We start from the raw sequence: 17,722 nt of genomic DNA on the forward strand, positions 1-17,722 counted from the left end.
TTTTATATTTTATAAGTTAGCATAAGTATCGCATTTTTATTTGACCCAAGATAATCAAAAACAAAGTAATTATTTACTTCTGGATTATCACTATCTATAAAATATTTCATAAAGTCTAAAGATATATTATATTCAAAATCTATATATAATTTATTCGTAAGTTTTGTTTTTATTCCATTATTTACACCAATTCCTGCCTTATATGATAAAGTGTCAAAAAAATCTGAAGCTAAAAAATTAAAATGTAATCCGCATCCAAAATATAAATCTAAATTATCTGATACTGTATTTTTGTAATTGATTCCAGTTAAGGAATCCATATTGATAGAAAAGTTTTGATAAATACCAGAGTAATAATTTTTTATATATTCTAATGGAATTGAAAAAATATTAGTTGAAAATAGAGATACGTTTGGATTATTAAAAAACGCATCTTCTCCTTTAAATGCTAGGCTAGGGCCATGAGATGTGGGGTTATTAGTATCATCGGTTATATAATAATTATATCCAAACCCTAGTCCAATATAATGGTTATCATTGTTTGAAGAAAATATAGGTAAGCATGTGATATTTATTAATATGATTAATAATAAGATTTTTTTCATTTGTGTTTTCCTTATATTTTTTGTATCTGGGTTAAATAATATAATATTTGAGTTAATAAATCAAAAATTAATTTATATATAAATAATTCAGGCTCCATAAATTAATAGGAGCCTGAATAATGAATTAATTAATAATTAAAATTTATTTAGTTAATAAAGCGTCAATTATAACTTTACTTACTTCAAATCCATTTGTCATTCCAATTGAGAATGCACCTGAACTTGCATTTAAGCTTTCAACAACAGTTTGTCCTTGATGAGGTCTATCAAAGTTAACAGCATCACGAACTACAATTAAATTATCGCCTAAGCCAAAGTTTTTAGCTACAACACCGAAAGCATTATCTTCCATTTGTGTTACTGTATATGCACCTTCTGCATCATAAGCTTTACAAACTTCTTGAGCATGTTCAGCTGAAACTTCACCATGCCAATAATTATCACCTGTTACAGAAATTCCAGAATGAATTGAAGGTTTAACTGTTTCATCTTGGTTGTATAGAGCTCTGTAGCTAATAGCTCTGTCACTATCACTTAGTTTTACATCTTTTGTAATATCGATTGCCCAATTTACTAAATCAGGATTACATACAAAATAGCCACTATTATCATAACTATTAGATCTAATAAATCTAGAATTACCTGCATCAGCTGGGTTATCACTTTCGGCCCAAGAATTACCTAGTTCGTAATCAACTAAACTAGTAGCGATAATAACATCACCTAGAGTACCTTCATTTGGATCAATACCTGAACAACCTGAAATTACAATATATGTATTTGAAAAATCAAATTGAGGGTTACTTAAAATTGCAGTTAAAGTAGATGCTGCTTGTGCTTTTCCCATTCCAGCAACAGTACCTGCAACCCCATCACTATTTAGATATAGAGGTTCACTTAAACCATCAATATCATATGCAGTTGCATCAGTGAAATAGTTTTCATAGAAATGTTGAAATTCTCCAGCAAAATCACCTTCATTTTCTCCCACTTCAAACATTCCAAAAACTAAAACTTTTACATTCTGTTTTTCTACATAGCCTTCTGCAAATAGGGAAGCAGAAGAAATTGTTGCAATAATAGCTATAAAAAGCAACGATTTGAGTATTTTTTTCATATCATCTCTCCTTGTGCAACATATTATAGACGAGTAATTAATTAGTCAATGTAGATTTGTTGCTTTTTTTGACAACTTAATTATTTTTGTTATTTAAAATATTATTTCTAAGTGTTAATATTTATTAAATAATAGTTATTTTATAAAAAATCTTTTTAATTCCTTGACCTAGAGTATACTCTAGCTGTTATCTTTGATTTATATAGCTTTGTAAGATGAATTAATTATCTATCGAAGTGAATTATAAACTCCTTAAATAGTGAGGTTAATAATGTCTAGAAAAAGAATTTATATGATTAGTATTTTATTTAGTATTATTTCTTTGATATCTGTAAGTTGTAAGGCTAGTGGTGTAAGTGAAGAAAATATTTCAATAAATACTGATGTTACAAATGAAAAAGTTGAACAAAATGATAATAAGGAAGATACAATGAGTAAAAATAATTCAATCATAAAGTTAAAAATAGGGGATGATGTTTTAACAGCAACATTGGTAGACAATTCATCTACTGCTGCACTTAAAGATATGTTAGCTGAAGGTCCTTTAACAATTAGCATGAGAGATTATGCAAATATGGAAAAAGTTGGTAGTTTTGGAAAAACATTACCAACAAATAATCAACAAATTACAACAGGTCCTGGCGATTTGATTTTATACCAAGGTAGTGCTTTTGTAATTTATTATGCTCCTAACTCTTGGAATTTTACTAGACTTGGTAAAATTAATGATGTCACTCAGCAAGAGTTGAAGCAAATTTTAGGTAGTGGTAGTGTTGATGTAACATTATCATTAGAATAATTTTTATTACTTTATAAAATAATAACCGAATTTGATATGCACCCCTAAACTTGGACACCCAAGAAGGAGTGCATTTTTTTTAATTAAATAAAATTGGAACTCCTAAATCTATTATCGTGCCATCGATTAAATCTCTTCCTTAAGGTGTTATCTTAAAATTAATTATTTTATTGTCTTTTTTTAAAGATAGGAATTTTGAATAAGTTTTAATTAAATATTTTTTATCAACTAAATAAGTTAATTCTTTTTCAATTTCACTATTTTCCCATTCATCTTTAAACTCGTAAATAATAATGTTTTTTGATAATTTACTTGGATAGTTATAGTCTAATAAATAAATTAAATAGGTTCTTAATTCTTTTCTTTTAATTGCATTTTTCATTCTTTTCTCCTTTTTATTAATTGTAGCAAAAAGGTAATGCATGAATTCTTAACGTTTTAAATTTAAAATTTTTGATTAATAGTTTATTATTATATTAAAGTAAGGAGCAAATATGAAAAAAGTAAATGAAATAATTTTAGATATACAAAAAAATGGAATGCCACAATATGTTAAACAATCTATAGAAATATCCATTGATGGACATGTTAATCATTGTTTATATCCTATGGTTTATTTAGGTGAAATGAAAAAATATGAATTTGAGATAAGTACAGAAGCGATTGAAGAATTTTTTAATCAATTTGATTTTTCTGCCTGGACAGAAATAGATAAACATACTTCAGATAGTGCTTCATATATTTTAAAAGTTTTTTATGATGATCAAAGTGTTGTAGTAAAAAAGGGGTATATTAATTCTCAAATGCCAAAAGAATATGTCCAATTTGATGAAAAGCTTTTGGATTTAATTTATTTTATTGAAAAACCTTGGCTTTTCTCTTTATAGAGATTTGTTCAATGGTTTTAATTATATTTAAGGATTATTTATGACCTCTTTAGAAGAAGCTATTTTATTAAGAAAAAAGGGTAAATTATTAGAATCAAATAAAATGATTTTAGAATTATTAAAACAAAATCTAGATGATGCTCAATTAAATTATCAATGTGCTTGGAGTTTTGATATTATGGAAGAAGAAACTAAAGCCGTTGCTTATTATGAAAAAGCTATAGAATTAGGTCTTCCAAAACAAGATAAAAAGGAAGCTTATCTTGGACTTGGTAGTACTTATCGTTGTATAGGTGAGTATGATAAAGCAATAGAATTATTTGAAAAAGCTATTTTAGAATTTAATGATAATTCCTTAAAAGTTTTTTATGCAATGGCACTTTATAATAAACAGGAATCTGAGAAATCAATGGAAATTTTATTAAAAATTATTGCACGAACATCAAAAGATGCTTCAATTGAGACTTATAAAAAAGCAATTGAATTTTATAGTGATAAATTAGATAAAAAGTTTAATTAAATTTGCATTTTTTATATCTTGAAATTGTAAATTAATATTGATATTATCTATTTATCATTTATGCGTATAAGAAATCAGCATGAGACAGTATTTGTCTTGTGCTTTTTTTTATGCAAAAAATTAGGAGAAGTTTATGGAATTCTATTTAAAATTACCAAGAAATAAAAATGAGTTTGCTCTCTTTCTTATGATAATTTCTATCATCTCAGTTAATATTATTGCACCTTTAATTACTTGCTTTGAACTTGAATTTAGTAAAGAAATATGGGCATCAACTTATACTGTTATACCTTTTATTTGGTTTAGTGTTATTTGCGTTGTATTGTTAACTTATAAACCAGCTGAATATTTGACAAAAAAAATTGTTGATGAAAAGGATAGTTTTAATTCGTTTGTAGTAGTTAATATATTATGTTCAGTGTTTTTAATTTCAATATTTTTAACAATTGTAGGATCTTGGATTGGACAAAGACAGATTTCTAAGGAACCTTTGATTCACTTTTTTTATAAATGGCCTAGAAATTTTGCAATATCTTTTGCCGTAGAGGCTCTATTAGCACAACCAATTGCTAGATTTGTCATGAAAAAAATGCATGAAAATAGGGATAAACTTAAATAAAGTATTTCAAAGAAAAATCCTCCTATTTGAAGTGTAATAAAATGGGAGGCTGTGAAAGTTTAATTAAAATTAAAGATTATTAAAATAGATTGTTGTTTCAGTCCCAGATCTTTCTGTATAAGTAATAGAGTCGTTTGTTAGAATTACTTTAGATATATCTCTATTTGTAATTTTTACTATTGGATTCAAGGCATGCTGTATTAAGGGACTGTATTTGTATGTATTATTTTGAGGATTTTCTAAATCAAAAACAAAAAGGCCTATTCTATAAGGATCCCATCCGACTCTATTACTATTTCCAATAAGAACATAAAATTTTGAAGTATCATTGCTTAGAGCCTTAGAAATAAGAGCTTCATTACAATCCATTTTTTTTACATATTCAAGGAAAAATAATTCTTCATTTGGGATAGATAAAAGGAAGGCTGTTTCTATTTCGTTATCTTGCATACAAACTGTATCGAATGAAGTTGTCTTATATAGAGTTCCATTAGGTGTGAAATTTAATTCACAACTAGTTATTAATAATCCAATTGCTATTAAAATTATTGAAATAAGGCTTTTTTTTAATATTTTTTTTCTCATTTTTTATTACCTGTTTTATTCTTTATATTTTTGGTTGAAGAGTATCAAAAAGGATCGTTGTTTCCTTTCCAGATCTTTCTGTATAAGTTATTGAATTATTTGAAATAGTTACATCTGTAATAATTTTTGTTGTTTCTTTATACAAGGGAGTTAAAGCATGTTTTATTAAGCAACTATAGTCATAAACATTATCTTGTGGATTTATCAAATCAAAAACAAAAAGTTCAGTAGGATTTGAGATTTGTTCCCATCTTTCTTTGCCAATTAGGATATATAGTTTTGATTTGTTTTCACTAATATTAATTGAAATCAATTTTTTTTGAAGATCAAATTTGTGAATTGATTTTAAATAATATAATTTTTCACCAGCTACTGACAACAAAAAAGTTGTTTCATATTGATTATCTTGCATACAAACTGTTCCATATGGTGTTTCATAAAGATTAACATTAGGATGGAAGGTTATTTCACAACCAAAGGTAGATAATGAAAATATTATTAAGCATATTATAAATAATACTTTATTTGGTTTATTTTTTCTCATTTTTTATTACCTGTTTTTTTTATAGTTCTGGTTGAAGAGTATCAAAAAGGATTGTTGTTACTTCTCCAGATCTTTCTTTATAAGTTATTGAATTATTTAAAATACTTGCTTCTGTTATATCTTTATCGGTTACTTCAAGTAGTTTATTAAGCAAATGTCTATAAAAACAGTTGTAGTAGTAATAATTGTCTTGAGGGTTAATTAAATCAAAAACAAAAAGTCCTGTTCCATAGGGTTTATAATTTATAGTACTATTCTCAATAAGTATAAAAAGTTTTGATTTATCATCACTTATATTAATATCTATTAGTTTTTCAAGATGATTACTTTTCTGTACTGCTTTTAAGTAATATAACTCTTCTCCTGGGACTGCTAGAAAGTATATTGTTTTATATGTACTATCCTGGATGCAAACTGTTCCATATGGTGTTTCATAAAGATCAACATTAGGGTGAAAGGTTATTTCACAACCTAAGGTAGATAATGAAAATATTATTAAGCATATTATTAATAATAATTTATTTGGTTTATTTTTTTTCATTTTTTATTACCTGTTTTTTTTATAGTTCGGATTGAAGAGCATCAAAAAGGATTGTTGTTTCATTCTTAGATCTTTCTGTGTATGTAATAGAGTTATTTGTTATTTCAACATTAACAATATCTTTATCCGTAATATTAAGGATAGTCTTTAGAGCATTATCTATGCGAATATTGTAGCTGTATGTATTATTTTTTGGATCTGTTATATCAAATACGAATAGCCCTATACCATATGGGTCCCATCTAGAGTTGCTATTACCAATAAGAACATAAAATTTTGATAAATCATCACTAATATTATGTGAAATAAGAGTTTCAGATGAATCAATTTTTCTTATTGTTTCAAGTAGATATAAATCTTCATTTTGGACTGATAATAAATACCTAGTATACCAATTATTATTTTCAAGACATATTGATCCGTATGGGGTGATAAATAAAGTTTCATTAGGTTCAAATGTTATTTCACAGCCTAAGGTAGATAATGAAAATATTATTATGCATATTATAAATAATAATTTATTTGGTTTATTTTTTCTCATTTTTTATTGCCTGTTTTTTTTATAGTTCTGGTTGAAGAGTATCAAAAAGGATTGTTGTTTCTTCTCCTGATCTTTCTTTATAAGTTATTGAATTATTTAAAATACTTGCTTCTGTTATATCTTTATCGGTTACTTCAAGTAGTGTATTAAGTACATGTCTATAAAAACAGTTGTAGTAATAATAATTGTCTTGAGGGTCTATTAAATCAAAAACAAAAAGCCCTGTTCCATAAGGTTTATAATTTATAGTACTATTATCAATAAGTATAAAAAGTTTTGATTTATCATCACTTATATTAATATCTACTAGTTTTTCAAGATGATCACTTTTTTGTACAGCTCTTAAGTAGTATAATTCTTCTCCAGGCACGGCTAAAAAGTATATTGGTTTATATATGCTATCTTTCATACAAACGGTACCATAAGGCGTTTCATAAAGATTGGCATTAGGGTGAAAGGTTATTTCACAACCTAATGTAGATAATAAAAATATTATTAAGCATATTATAAGAAATACTTTATTTGGTTTATTTTTTATCATTATTTTGTACCTGTTTTATTCTTTATATTTTGGGTTGAAGAGTATCAAAAGTGATTGTTGTTTCTTCTCCTGATCTTTCTGTATAAATAATATCTTCATTCGATATTTGAACATTAATAATATCTTTATCAGTAATTTTTACTATTGGATATAACGCGTGTTTTATCAATTTACTAAATCTAAATACATGATCCTGTGGATTTTCTAAGTTAAAGGCATATAAGCAAGTTCCATATGGTCTATAACAACAATTACTGTTTGTGATTAAAAAAAAGAGTTTTGACTTATCCTCACTAATTCCTTGTAATCTTAAAATTTGTTGAGCATCTATTTTTGATACACTTGCTAGGAAATATAATTCTTCATTAGGAACATAAAGTAGAAGTCTAGTATCAAAATAATTATCTTCCATGCAAACAGTACCATAAGGGGTATAGTATAAATCTGAATTAGGATGAAATGTTATTTCACAGCTCAAGAAAAGTAATAATATTAAAGAGGTAAAAATTATATATTTTGCTTTTTTCATACTTTCGTCCTATTTTAAATAAATTTTATTCTTTTAATTAATTATATAAATTTGTACTAATAGCTTAATAAAGCGTACAAAGACATTCCTGTGCCAAATTTATTATGAATAAATTCTGAATTAATTATTCCATTAGTATTTGTAATAGCCAACCCAATTATATCTAGGTTAGCAGTACAACCAAAATCAATTTGAGTAGTTGGATTAATAGGGGCAATAAAACCTACCATCATTCCAAAACCGATATCTGTAGAGAACTTTGTAAAATAATCAGTGAATAGAAGAATTGTATTTGCATGTAATCCCACCTCTGTATAGGCCCTAATCCCAGAAATAGATGAAAAAGTTAATGATACTCCAGTTGATAAGTTATCAGACAAGGAAAAATTAATTTTTGGATAATTAATATCTGATACAAAAACATCCCAAGGGACAGTTATAAAATTCATTGTTATATAAGATAATAATATTTCATGATAATTATTAAATATTTTTTCTTTTTTAGTTACAAATGATAGACCATCTAAACAAAGCATTGGGCTGTGTTCATCAACTATATTTTGAATATAAATATCATAACCGATTCCATAACTTATAAATTGCTTTTTATCATTATTATTTAATGCAAATAATGAATTTATAAATAAAAAGGAAATGATAAAAAGTGCAAGTTTTTTCATTATCTTCTCCAAGAAAATTATTTTGCATTTAAGGAGTATATTGGTTTTAATAAAAATCATAGTAATATTATTAAAAGTTTTAATTTCTAATATGAGTAAATTTTATATAGTATTTGTATTGTTAATTACTCCTTAACTAATTAGTATAAAATTATTATTACACTAATAATTATGGAGCGCAACAATAAAGTAACATATGTTACAAAAATGGAACCTTTTCTGATAAAAATGAATGATATTAATTTTTAATTATAATGATTAATAAATATTTTAATTTTAAGAAATATAATATTTTTAGTATTATTTGTTCTAAAATTCTATTGTTGCTAGAGAATTAATTAATTTCAATTCAAAATTTATTATTACGTTATTGATATATATATCATTATTGCAAGTTTCAATGGAAAGATTTTTTTGAATAAAAAAAGACTTGATTACATTTATAGCAACTTTTAAATCTATAAATTGGGCTATTGTATTTCTAGTAATATTTGAATTTGGTATTAAATTTAGAATGAAATTTATAGTTTCTTCCTCGGCACTTATACTGTTAACAAAATAACTAAATTTCTGTAAGTTAATTGTTTTATTTTTTATACTTAGGAAATTTATTAATTCTTTTGAATAATTTTTGAATATAGTATGAATTATTTTGAAATCATATGTTTTTTCAAATTGATTAAGTTTATTGTCTATTTGTTCGAATAGTTTATTTAAAGTTTTCGTGTTATCAAAATTAGTATAGAAATTGTCATCTTCTAAAAAAGAAATAATTCTTACAATCATTATTTTATATACATATAATAATTGTTTTCGTACTTCTTCCCATTCTTCTTTTTCCTTATGTTTTTTATACCCTTCACTGAAATTTAAAGATATAAAAAAAGTTACAATAATTGTTTGTAATGTATTTATAATATTTGAGTTGCCTTCAGAAAAAGTTATACCTGATATATTATATCTAAATTGGTATAATCCAATAAAAATTACTAAGAAAAGAATATTAAATAATATTTTTTCTCCAAAAATCATATCTATTATTATGACTTTAAATATATTATTAGATTTTTTTAATTTTTTTTTTATAATCTCAACTATAATTATTATAGGTATATAAACAATAGAAAATAAATTTATTGTTGAAGATATTACATTTATTAAATTGGGATATATATTTAAATCATAATTTATATTTTTTAAAAAACTAAAAAATAGATTTAATAATAGAGCAGTGATTCCAACACTTATTGAATATCTAGAAGATTTATTAAATTCTAAAATAATATCTTTTATTTTTTTATGATATTTTATGTAAATAATAATTGCCAACAATAAAAAAAGGAATTCTAATATTTTAATCATATTTTTAATTTAAATCATTATCTGGGTTTAAACAATAAATAGTTATTATTGTTTAAAGTATTTGTATGATATTAAAAATATATTTATGTTTATTATAATTTTAATTATTAAAAAGATCTTTGTACTTAATTGATATAGTTTTATAGATTTTTGTTGAAGCAAAATCATTATGTTTAATAGAAATCTAATTACAATCCTATGGTCTAAACTATTTGCAATTGATAAAAAATCCATTAAATTTGTCTTCTTTTTCATATAGTATCAAAAAGGGTAGAGGTAAAATAAAAACCCCGCTTAATGCGAGGTTAGAAGGTTATAAATACATATTAATGATAATATTGTTATGCCCACAGTTAAGGCTTTATTTTGGTTCTCAAGACTCTTAATTGTCTTGCCAGTTTCTTTTTATAATTATTGAATAATATCGAGGGTGTCTTCAATTTCAGTAGTTGTTCTTGAGTTGTCATTTTCTGAAGATTTTTCCTGGTAAAGAATTTAGTAAGAAAAACAGTAGAAATAATGGAGATAAGTAAAGGTATATAGGTCTTAATCTTTTTTCACACATTTTTACCTCTTTAATCTAATAGTATCGTAGAAGCCCATAGATATAAAAGAGACAATAGAACCTTGAATTATTTCATACATTATAATTGCATCAAATATTAATTTTGAGCCTGTATTAGTGTTATAAAAGAAAACTAAAAGGGTTGAAAAGACAATAGCCATAAACCATATATAAAATGGAATATGAGCTGTTGATTTGATAAATGATTTATTCTTATCTTTCGCAGCCTTTTTTAGAATGATTCCAAAGCCATTAAGGATGGAATAAGAATAAGTAGAATTTGATTAATATATTTTTTCATAAAAAAATCCTCCTATTTGAAGGTTATCAAATTTGGAGGATACGAATATTAAGTAGTATGGGAGGCGTCTCTTGGACATTAATAAGTTTATAGTTTAATGTTATAAAAAGGATTAATAATGATATTCCTGAAATAAATGATATAGCAATTAATATAATATTGAATTTCGCTTTTGTTCTATATTCATCTTCTAAGGTATCATTTTTTTTTAAGTTTTCAGTTTCTGTGCCATTGATTCTTAAAAAAGCAAGAGTTGCAGTTCTTATATCAAGTATTCGTGTACTTAGGTATAAATTTCTAAAACATAATGATAAAGATATAATGAGACATATAACTGATAAAAGTAAAAGAACAGGATTACTTGAATTATTAATTACAATTAGATTAAGTATTTGAGGGTATGCTATAGCAATAACACCTGCGTTTAACCAAATTAAATAATGATCTTTTTGCTTTGATTGGTTTGCATTTATTTCAGTAAATTTCAAATATTCTAAATTAGATATCTCTTTAATATATTTAATGTGATTTTCATAATCTTTATTTTCCATTAGGGTTATCTCCTGGTTTTTGCTCAACAGGATTAGTGGTCAATCTACGTATAGGGATAAAATTTTCTTCACTTTTAGGCTCTCCCTTATCTCTTCTTATATGCTTAGGGGGAGTTGGAATTGGAGTTGGCGTTGGAGTTTTTTTCATAGTGTATCCTTTTTATTAAATTTTAATTAATTATTTAGTTCCCAAAAAGTTTTAATAAATAAAAACTGGGCTTTGTATATTTCTTTTATTCTTTTTATAATTTCATCTTTTTCTTTTATTTTTTCCCCCCCAAAGTTATATTCAGCGTTTTTATAATCTAGAAAACAATTGAATAAATAATTTATTTCCAAATTTTTTGAAAAATTATTTTGATTAAAATTTATATAAAATGATTGGAATTCCTTAGCTTTTGAAGGGCTTATATAATGATTTAAATAAGAAATGGCTGTATCATACCATAAGAAATAATCATTGATAATTGATTGATTAGTAAGATAGGGATAAAATTTTTTATCAATGAATTCAGAAACAGTTAAATCAATTAAAAGAACGCCTTTAATAATATCATAATCTGTAAAATTATCTTGTGTTCTTATAATTGTATTTTGAATTCTAAATAATAATTCAAAATAATCTAAATATTTTATACGATCATCTATTGAAAACTGGAATATATTGAATAAACATAAAGTATTTAAATTTTTATAATAATATTTAAATTCTTCCAGTCTCGGGGAATTTTTAGCATCTAAATATTCACATGAAATAAAATACCATCTATGATATATCTCAGAAACATCATCTACTAAAGTAGTTTCTTTTATTTCTTTCTGTAGATTGCTTATGATTGATAGTTTTTTGAAATTTTCATCGTTTTTTATTTTGTTTAGTTCATTTTCTAAATAATTTAGATTTTTCATTTTTTCACCATTTATTGTTTAATAATTAATATTTTATAATATTTAATATGTTTTATTATTTATCTAAGTAATATAAAAGTCAAATAATTCAATATACAATTTGAAAATTTTTTTTTGTTGAGTAGAAATTTGTTATATATAATCAATTGATATTATGTAATTGTATAAAAATATTTTTTGGTTTGCAAATAACATCTTACAAATTTCTTGTTCCACGTAAAAGCTATTTTTATATAAATAAAAAAATAGAATCAATTTTGCAATATATTTACTTCGAAATTATATCACTTTCAGAAAGTACTCTATTAAAACTTGTTAAATCAATTTTAAATTCTAAACTATTATTATATCTGTCATTGACTCTAAAAATGATATAGGTTCCTTTTTTAGTATATCAATAAATTTATTTACATCATTTTGATAAAAAGCTGCGTCATAGGTAGTTGAAACACTCCAATATTCTTCTTGAATTTTATTATTTGCATCAGTTTTATATAAAACTTTTACTTTATCATTCAATTTAATATTCTTACTGAAGTTTAGGTAAAGCTCTTTTTTATTATTAATTTTTCGAATTTTTAAAGTTACATTTCCTTTTTGGTTTTCAAGAAATTCCATAGGACTTGTAATTTTATATTTAGGAATTCCTGTTATTGAGTCAAAATCTCTAGAAATTATCCAATCATAAACATTAAAGCTTTTTCTTGATTTATCTATAAATAATCCATTAGGTAGATTCAAATTCCCATAGATATATTTTATAGAAATTGAATCTTCAATATCATATTTTTTAAGTTCTCCCTCATTAATAAAACATTTTAGACAAGCATCAATGGGAGACATGAAATCTGATTCTAATTTACCACTTGAATTTTTCTTCACATATACATTTTTATATAAAAAATTTTGTGCTTCTGGAATTTTTATTAATGATTCAATTGAATCCCTTTTCCATGTCTCGACGCAATGTTTCATATCTTTATAATGTTTAGGAACATAAAAAATATTGTTATTATAGTCAAAAGTGTAGTTTGAAAAAAAATAATCCTGAGGAGGTTATGAAAATATTCTCAAAAGGTATTGATGCTTTATTTAATTCCTCTTTAATTGTTTTTCCTGTTTTGAATAATTCATCAGCAATTATTTGAACATCAGTTTTTTCCATAATATCCATATTTTTTATTACTATATTTGGTAGTAGCGTTTTTTCACTTTTAATAGATAGTAGTATATAGTTTTTATTTAAATCTTCAATTGAAATAATTTTTTTTGTTTTAGTAGTTGGTGAAAGATTTTCTTTATTGTTGCCCTTACAACTTGTAATAGATATTGTAATAATTATTAAATATAAAATTAGCTTATATTTTTTTTGCATTGTTTGAGACTCCTTTTGAGAAAGTATTTTTTATATTAATAAGGGTGGTGATGTAACCAACCAACAACTTTTCCTAGGATTTGAGCCCTCTCAGGATCAACCACTTTAACTTCATATCTAGGGTTTTCACTTTTAATAATCAATTTTTTATCAAAGTGATCAAATTTAAGTCATATTGGTAAAACTCTACATCTACAGATATTGCCTATATTTCATCACCTTCAATTAGATTTGATACAAATACTACTAAGTCTCCATCAAATAATTGGACACCTGTCATTGAATCTCCTCTAACTTCCGCAGCAAATAATTGTTCTTTTGGGAACTTCTTACAAACCTTTTTAATATAGGGACTAAGAGATTATCATTATTATTAACGCTTATTGTAGTTATTTCTTTTTGTTCAAATTGATAATATGAATTTTGATAAAGGCCTAAAAAAGTTGGGAGCTGAGTTTGAAATTCATTAATAGTTAAGTCTATTTGAGATTGTTTGTGTTCATTTTTATTATGTGGCCTTAATTCTTTGTGTAAAATTAGATATATACATAACTGTTATTACACTAATAATTATGGAGTGCAACAATAAAGTAACATATGTTACAAAAATGGAACTTTTACAGACAAAAAGCGAAAAGAAAAACATAGAGATTAGGGCTCTATGTTTTTTTTATAAGATAAAGTAAAATGAGTTTTTCTTTTTTAAAATGTATTATTATTTTATGCGGCCAACTGGACTTGAACCAGCACAGGCTTTCGCCCACAAGCACCTCAAGCTTGCGTGTCTACCAAATTCCACCATAGCCGCAGAAAAACATATTCATGGACTGAAAGATACACCAAGATATAATTCTCGTCAAGTAGTGAAAATTATAGATTAAGCTATATTGTAGTTATATTTAGCAATAAAAATATCTATTTTTTTATTACTTTTTTTGTTTTATAAATCATTAAAATAAAAATTGAAATATTTGTTATTATCCAAAAGATAAAGTTAAGCATCATAGGGTCTATTTCAAAGATTTTTGTTATTACAAATTGTGAAAATAAGTTAAAAATTAGTGATAAAACAGCTGATAACATAAAATATTTCTTAGTAAGAACTTTTAGAAAATATTCCCATTGAGCATCAGTAAATTTTAAAAATGTTAAGTTTACTCCATTTTGACTAATGTATTTTGGTTTATATTTATAAACTTTTGGATCATAATCTTTTATTATATATCCGCTCATGATAGTCATTAATGGTAAAAAAAATATATTAAATAACAACATTAGTTTGCCTCTCTAAATTCTTTTATTATTATAGATTCGTGCAGTTTTTATTACAATATTTATTATTCCTATTTAGCAAATATTTGTTTACTTATTAATATTTAGTTTTGATTTTGAGTTTTTATCCTTGTTTTTTATTATATCTGGGTATAGCATTAAATGTTAATTTGATAAGGACGGTGTATTATGAGTTTTTATATGGATATAGATATAAATCTTAGTAGCTCAACAGCTAAAGCAAAATTATCAAGTAAAGATAATCGTTTATTAACCATCGTATTTGGTGGCTTTGGTTATAATTTAGATATGCCAATTTTTTACTATACTTTGAAATTTTTAGATACACAGAAAACCGACGTACTACAAATAAATTTAGGTTATGATCAAGATAAAAAATTCTTAAGATTAAGCGAAGATGAACAAGATGAGATTTTTATTAAGGATTTAGAGCATGTTGATAAATTTCTTGAATCTTTAGACTATGACAATTTTTTGTTTATAGGAAAATCTTTAGGTACAACTTCTTGTTATACTTTATTAAAAGATAAAACATTATATGATAAAGCTCTTGGTTGTGTTTGGATTACACCTGGTACTTATGCTTCAGATATTAATAATTTTATTTTAGAGTCAGATATTAAAAGTTTAATTATTTATGGGACTAATGATGAATATTCTAAAATGCTTGATTTAGAAAAATTAAATAAAGAAGAACGTATTAAATTGTTTGAAGTAAGTAATGCTAATCATAGTCTTGAATGTGATAATTTAGCTGATTCAATTATAAATTTAGAAAAGATTATTAAAGAAATTTCAACTTTCATTTCACCTATAATTTAATTAGATAATAGAATTTTATATATTTTTTCAGCTTAGTTGCATAGTCTCTTGATGAAGAGTAAGATACTTATATATGAAATCTTATCAAAAAATAAATGCTGAAGCATGGGATAATGAGGTCGAGAATAATAATTTTTGGACAATTCCTCTCGGTAAAGAGAAAATTAAAAAAGCAAAAGCTGGGGATTTTGAGATTTATTTAACTCCAATGAAATTCGTCAAAAAAGAGTGGGTTAGTGACTTAAAAAATAAGAAAATCCTTGCATTAGCATGTGCCGGAGGGCAACAGGCTATAGCTTTTGCAGCTGCAAATAATGATGTTACTGTATTCGATATTAGTGAAGAACAATTAAATCAAGATAGAGAAACTGCAGAAAAATTCAATTTAGAAATCAAAACTATTAAAGGTGATATGCAAGATTTATCGGTTTTTGAAGATAATAGTTTTGATTATATTTTTAATCCAACATCATCATGTTTTGTGAAAAATGTCAAACAAGTATATAAAGAATGTTTTAGAGTTCTAAAAAAGGGTGGAATATTTTTAACAAGTGTAACAAATCCAGCTCTATATTTATTCAAAGAAAAAGATGTTTTAAAGAATAAATTAAAAATTACTTATACTATTCCTTATTCTGATATTAAAAGTTTATCTGAAAAGCAATTAAAAAAAATGATAGAAAAAAAAGATACTATAGAATTTAGCCATACCTTAGAAGATTTAGTTGGAGGTTTAACTCAAGAAGGGTTTTCAATTACTGGTTTTTATACTGATTATAGTGGCAATGAATTATTAGATAGTTTTATTCATGATTGTTATTTTGGCATTAGATGTAAAAAAATTGTTTAATTATTTGCATTTTTGGAATAAAATATAGTTAAGCAATAAAAAATAAAGGAGAAATTATGAAAATTGGTATTCTAACTAGTGGTGGCGACTGTCCAGGTCTAAATGCTGTAATTAGAGGTTTTAGTAAATACGTTATTAATCAAATGAAAAATGTTACTCTTTACGGTTTTACAGATGGCTATTATGGTTTGATTCATAATGAACAAAGGATATTAAAAAAAGAAGATTTCTCTGGAATTTTAAATCTTGGTGGAACTATTTTAGGTACTAGTAGACAGCCTTATAAATTGATGACTGTTGAAGATCGAAATGGTGATTCAAAGATTGATAAAATGAAAAAAACTTATAAAAAATTGGATTTAGATTTATTAGTAACTTTAGGCGGAGCAGGCACTCATAAGACAGCTGCTTTATTATCTCAAGAAGGATTAAATGTAATTGGACTTCCTAAAACTATAGATAATGATATTTGGGGAACTGATGTAACTTTTGGCTTCCATAGTGCAGTTGATATTGCAACTGAATGTATTGATAGAATTCATACTACTGCCGCTAGTCATGGTCGAACAATGTTCATAGAATTGATGGGAAATAAAGTTGGTTGGTTAACCTTATATGCTGGTATTGCAGGTGGTGCTGATGCTATTTTATTACCTGAATTCCCTTATGATCCAGAAGAAGTTGCGGCTTTGATTGAACAAAGAAATAAAGATGGGCATGCCTTTTCTATTATAGCAATTGCTGAAGGTGCAATGACAAAAACTGAAAGTAAACTAAAGAAAGATGAAAGATTTGCTTATAGAGGTAATGAAGCAACTTCAACTAAAGCTATTGCTGCTTATATTGAGAAAAAATGTAATGTTGAAACTCGTATTGTAGTTCCAGGACATTTACAGAGAGGTGGTAATCCTAGTGCTTATGATAGATTATTATCTTCAGAAATGGGTAGTTTTGCAGGTCGTCTTGCTTTGGAAGGAAAATATGGAACTACTGTTGCAGTACGAGATAATAAAATTACTTATAATAAATTATCAGATATTGCTGGTAAGACAAAATTTATTTCAAACAATCATCAAATGGTAAATATTGCTAGAGCAATGGGTATTAGTTTAGGAGATGGTCAAAAATACAAACTTGAAGAAATTTAAGATATATTTATTTATTATTTGAAAAATAAAGAGGGTAT

At 25.0% G+C, this 17,722-nt stretch carries 25 protein-coding genes and 1 tRNA gene; 7 read left to right on the forward strand and 19 right to left on the reverse strand.

Annotated elements, in window-relative coordinates; all coding sequences use genetic code 11:
* Positions 1-2: 2 nt before the first annotated feature.
* Both ACZ5RS_RS07235 and ACZ5RS_RS07240 read right to left on the reverse strand, forming a co-directional pair.
* Complete coding sequence (locus ACZ5RS_RS07235; RefSeq protein ID WP_464638813.1) at positions 3-605, reverse strand: hypothetical protein; 603 nt, start codon at positions 603-605, stop codon at positions 3-5.
* A gap of 142 nt (positions 606-747) precedes the next feature.
* On the reverse strand, positions 748-1,722 hold the full coding sequence (locus tag ACZ5RS_RS07240) for a phosphorylase family protein (RefSeq protein ID WP_464638815.1): 975 nt from the start codon (positions 1,720-1,722) through the stop codon (positions 748-750).
* A gap of 271 nt (positions 1,723-1,993) precedes the next feature.
* Here ACZ5RS_RS07240 and ACZ5RS_RS07245 point away from each other — a divergent pair, with 271 nt between their 5' ends.
* Positions 1,994-2,521, forward strand: a complete 528-nt coding sequence (locus ACZ5RS_RS07245) for a cyclophilin-like fold protein (RefSeq protein ID WP_464638817.1) — start codon at positions 1,994-1,996, stop codon at positions 2,519-2,521.
* A gap of 139 nt (positions 2,522-2,660) precedes the next feature.
* Here ACZ5RS_RS07245 and ACZ5RS_RS07250 read toward each other — a convergent pair whose 3' ends face one another.
* Positions 2,661-2,903 carry a hypothetical protein gene (locus tag ACZ5RS_RS07250; protein WP_464638819.1) on the reverse strand — a complete coding sequence of 81 codons (243 nt, stop codon included), beginning with the start codon at positions 2,901-2,903 and terminating at the stop codon, positions 2,661-2,663.
* Positions 2,904-3,015: 112 nt separating this feature from the next.
* On the opposite strand from ACZ5RS_RS07250, the gene ACZ5RS_RS07255 reads away from it, so the two are divergent.
* From ACZ5RS_RS07255 to ACZ5RS_RS07265, 3 genes are all read left to right on the forward strand, one after another.
* A complete protein-coding gene (locus ACZ5RS_RS07255) occupies positions 3,016-3,408 on the forward strand; it encodes a hypothetical protein (protein WP_464638821.1) in 393 nt (130 codons plus the stop codon).
* Positions 3,409-3,448: 40 nt separating this feature from the next.
* Positions 3,449-3,928, forward strand: a complete 480-nt coding sequence (locus ACZ5RS_RS07260) for a tetratricopeptide repeat protein (protein WP_464638823.1) — start codon at positions 3,449-3,451, stop codon at positions 3,926-3,928.
* Positions 3,929-4,061: 133 nt separating this feature from the next.
* Positions 4,062-4,547 (forward strand): DUF2798 domain-containing protein, encoded by a 486-nt coding sequence (locus tag ACZ5RS_RS07265; protein ID WP_464638825.1) that lies wholly within the window; start codon positions 4,062-4,064, stop codon positions 4,545-4,547.
* Between the two features lie 69 nt (positions 4,548-4,616).
* Here ACZ5RS_RS07265 and ACZ5RS_RS07270 read toward each other — a convergent pair whose 3' ends face one another.
* From ACZ5RS_RS07270 to ACZ5RS_RS07345, 16 genes are all read right to left on the reverse strand, one after another.
* Positions 4,617-5,132 carry a hypothetical protein gene (locus tag ACZ5RS_RS07270; protein ID WP_464638827.1) on the reverse strand — a complete coding sequence of 172 codons (516 nt, stop codon included), beginning with the start codon at positions 5,130-5,132 and terminating at the stop codon, positions 4,617-4,619.
* A gap of 22 nt (positions 5,133-5,154) precedes the next feature.
* Complete coding sequence (locus ACZ5RS_RS07275; protein ID WP_464638829.1) at positions 5,155-5,676, reverse strand: hypothetical protein; 522 nt, start codon at positions 5,674-5,676, stop codon at positions 5,155-5,157.
* A gap of 19 nt (positions 5,677-5,695) precedes the next feature.
* Positions 5,696-6,217: a hypothetical protein gene (locus ACZ5RS_RS07280; RefSeq protein ID WP_464638831.1), complete on the reverse strand. Its 522-nt coding sequence runs from the start codon at positions 6,215-6,217 to the stop codon at positions 5,696-5,698.
* 19 nt (positions 6,218-6,236) lie between these two features.
* Positions 6,237-6,758 (reverse strand): hypothetical protein, encoded by a 522-nt coding sequence (locus ACZ5RS_RS07285; RefSeq protein ID WP_464638833.1) that lies wholly within the window; start codon positions 6,756-6,758, stop codon positions 6,237-6,239.
* 19 nt (positions 6,759-6,777) lie between these two features.
* Complete coding sequence (locus ACZ5RS_RS07290; protein ID WP_464638835.1) at positions 6,778-7,299, reverse strand: hypothetical protein; 522 nt, start codon at positions 7,297-7,299, stop codon at positions 6,778-6,780.
* Positions 7,300-7,321: 22 nt separating this feature from the next.
* Positions 7,322-7,828: a hypothetical protein gene (locus tag ACZ5RS_RS07295; RefSeq protein WP_464638837.1), complete on the reverse strand. Its 507-nt coding sequence runs from the start codon at positions 7,826-7,828 to the stop codon at positions 7,322-7,324.
* Between the two features lie 56 nt (positions 7,829-7,884).
* Positions 7,885-8,508 carry a hypothetical protein gene (locus ACZ5RS_RS07300; protein ID WP_464638839.1) on the reverse strand — a complete coding sequence of 208 codons (624 nt, stop codon included), beginning with the start codon at positions 8,506-8,508 and terminating at the stop codon, positions 7,885-7,887.
* A 309-nt stretch (positions 8,509-8,817) separates the two neighbouring features.
* Positions 8,818-9,870, reverse strand: a complete 1,053-nt coding sequence (locus ACZ5RS_RS07305; RefSeq protein ID WP_464638841.1) for a hypothetical protein — start codon at positions 9,868-9,870, stop codon at positions 8,818-8,820.
* A gap of 892 nt (positions 9,871-10,762) precedes the next feature.
* Positions 10,763-11,287 (reverse strand): hypothetical protein, encoded by a 525-nt coding sequence (locus ACZ5RS_RS07310; protein WP_464638843.1) that lies wholly within the window; start codon positions 11,285-11,287, stop codon positions 10,763-10,765.
* On the reverse strand, positions 11,277-11,435 hold the full coding sequence (locus tag ACZ5RS_RS07315) for a hypothetical protein (protein WP_464638845.1): 159 nt from the start codon (positions 11,433-11,435) through the stop codon (positions 11,277-11,279). The genes ACZ5RS_RS07310 and ACZ5RS_RS07315 overlap by 11 nt, the downstream gene beginning before the upstream one ends.
* A gap of 26 nt (positions 11,436-11,461) precedes the next feature.
* Complete coding sequence (locus tag ACZ5RS_RS07320) at positions 11,462-12,196, reverse strand: hypothetical protein (RefSeq protein WP_464638847.1); 735 nt, start codon at positions 12,194-12,196, stop codon at positions 11,462-11,464.
* Between the two features lie 333 nt (positions 12,197-12,529).
* Positions 12,530-13,171 carry a hypothetical protein gene (locus ACZ5RS_RS07325; protein WP_464638849.1) on the reverse strand — a complete coding sequence of 214 codons (642 nt, stop codon included), beginning with the start codon at positions 13,169-13,171 and terminating at the stop codon, positions 12,530-12,532.
* Positions 13,172-13,214: 43 nt separating this feature from the next.
* Positions 13,215-13,571 carry a hypothetical protein gene (locus ACZ5RS_RS07330; protein ID WP_464638851.1) on the reverse strand — a complete coding sequence of 119 codons (357 nt, stop codon included), beginning with the start codon at positions 13,569-13,571 and terminating at the stop codon, positions 13,215-13,217.
* A 205-nt stretch (positions 13,572-13,776) separates the two neighbouring features.
* A complete protein-coding gene (locus ACZ5RS_RS07335) occupies positions 13,777-13,917 on the reverse strand; it encodes a S24 family peptidase (RefSeq protein ID WP_464638949.1) in 141 nt (46 codons plus the stop codon).
* 377 nt (positions 13,918-14,294) lie between these two features.
* Positions 14,295-14,379, reverse strand: a tRNA-Leu gene (locus tag ACZ5RS_RS07340).
* Positions 14,380-14,486: 107 nt separating this feature from the next.
* On the reverse strand, positions 14,487-14,846 hold the full coding sequence (locus ACZ5RS_RS07345; protein ID WP_464638853.1) for a hypothetical protein: 360 nt from the start codon (positions 14,844-14,846) through the stop codon (positions 14,487-14,489).
* Between the two features lie 186 nt (positions 14,847-15,032).
* Here ACZ5RS_RS07345 and ACZ5RS_RS07350 point away from each other — a divergent pair, with 186 nt between their 5' ends.
* The 3 genes from ACZ5RS_RS07350 (at position 15,033) to ACZ5RS_RS07360 (ending at position 17,684) form a co-directional block, all read left to right on the forward strand.
* Entirely contained in the window at positions 15,033-15,686 is a 654-nt protein-coding gene (locus tag ACZ5RS_RS07350; protein WP_464638855.1) for a hypothetical protein, read from the forward strand.
* Between the two features lie 73 nt (positions 15,687-15,759).
* The gene (locus ACZ5RS_RS07355; RefSeq protein ID WP_464638857.1) at positions 15,760-16,536 is read left to right on the forward strand and encodes a class I SAM-dependent methyltransferase; all 777 of its coding nucleotides are present in this window, start codon (positions 15,760-15,762) and stop codon (positions 16,534-16,536) included.
* 56 nt (positions 16,537-16,592) lie between these two features.
* Positions 16,593-17,684 (forward strand): 6-phosphofructokinase, encoded by a 1,092-nt coding sequence (locus ACZ5RS_RS07360; RefSeq protein WP_464638859.1) that lies wholly within the window; start codon positions 16,593-16,595, stop codon positions 17,682-17,684.
* The last annotated feature ends 38 nt before the right edge of the window (positions 17,685-17,722 follow it).

This window comes from Pleomorphochaeta caudata, from assembly GCF_055395745.1.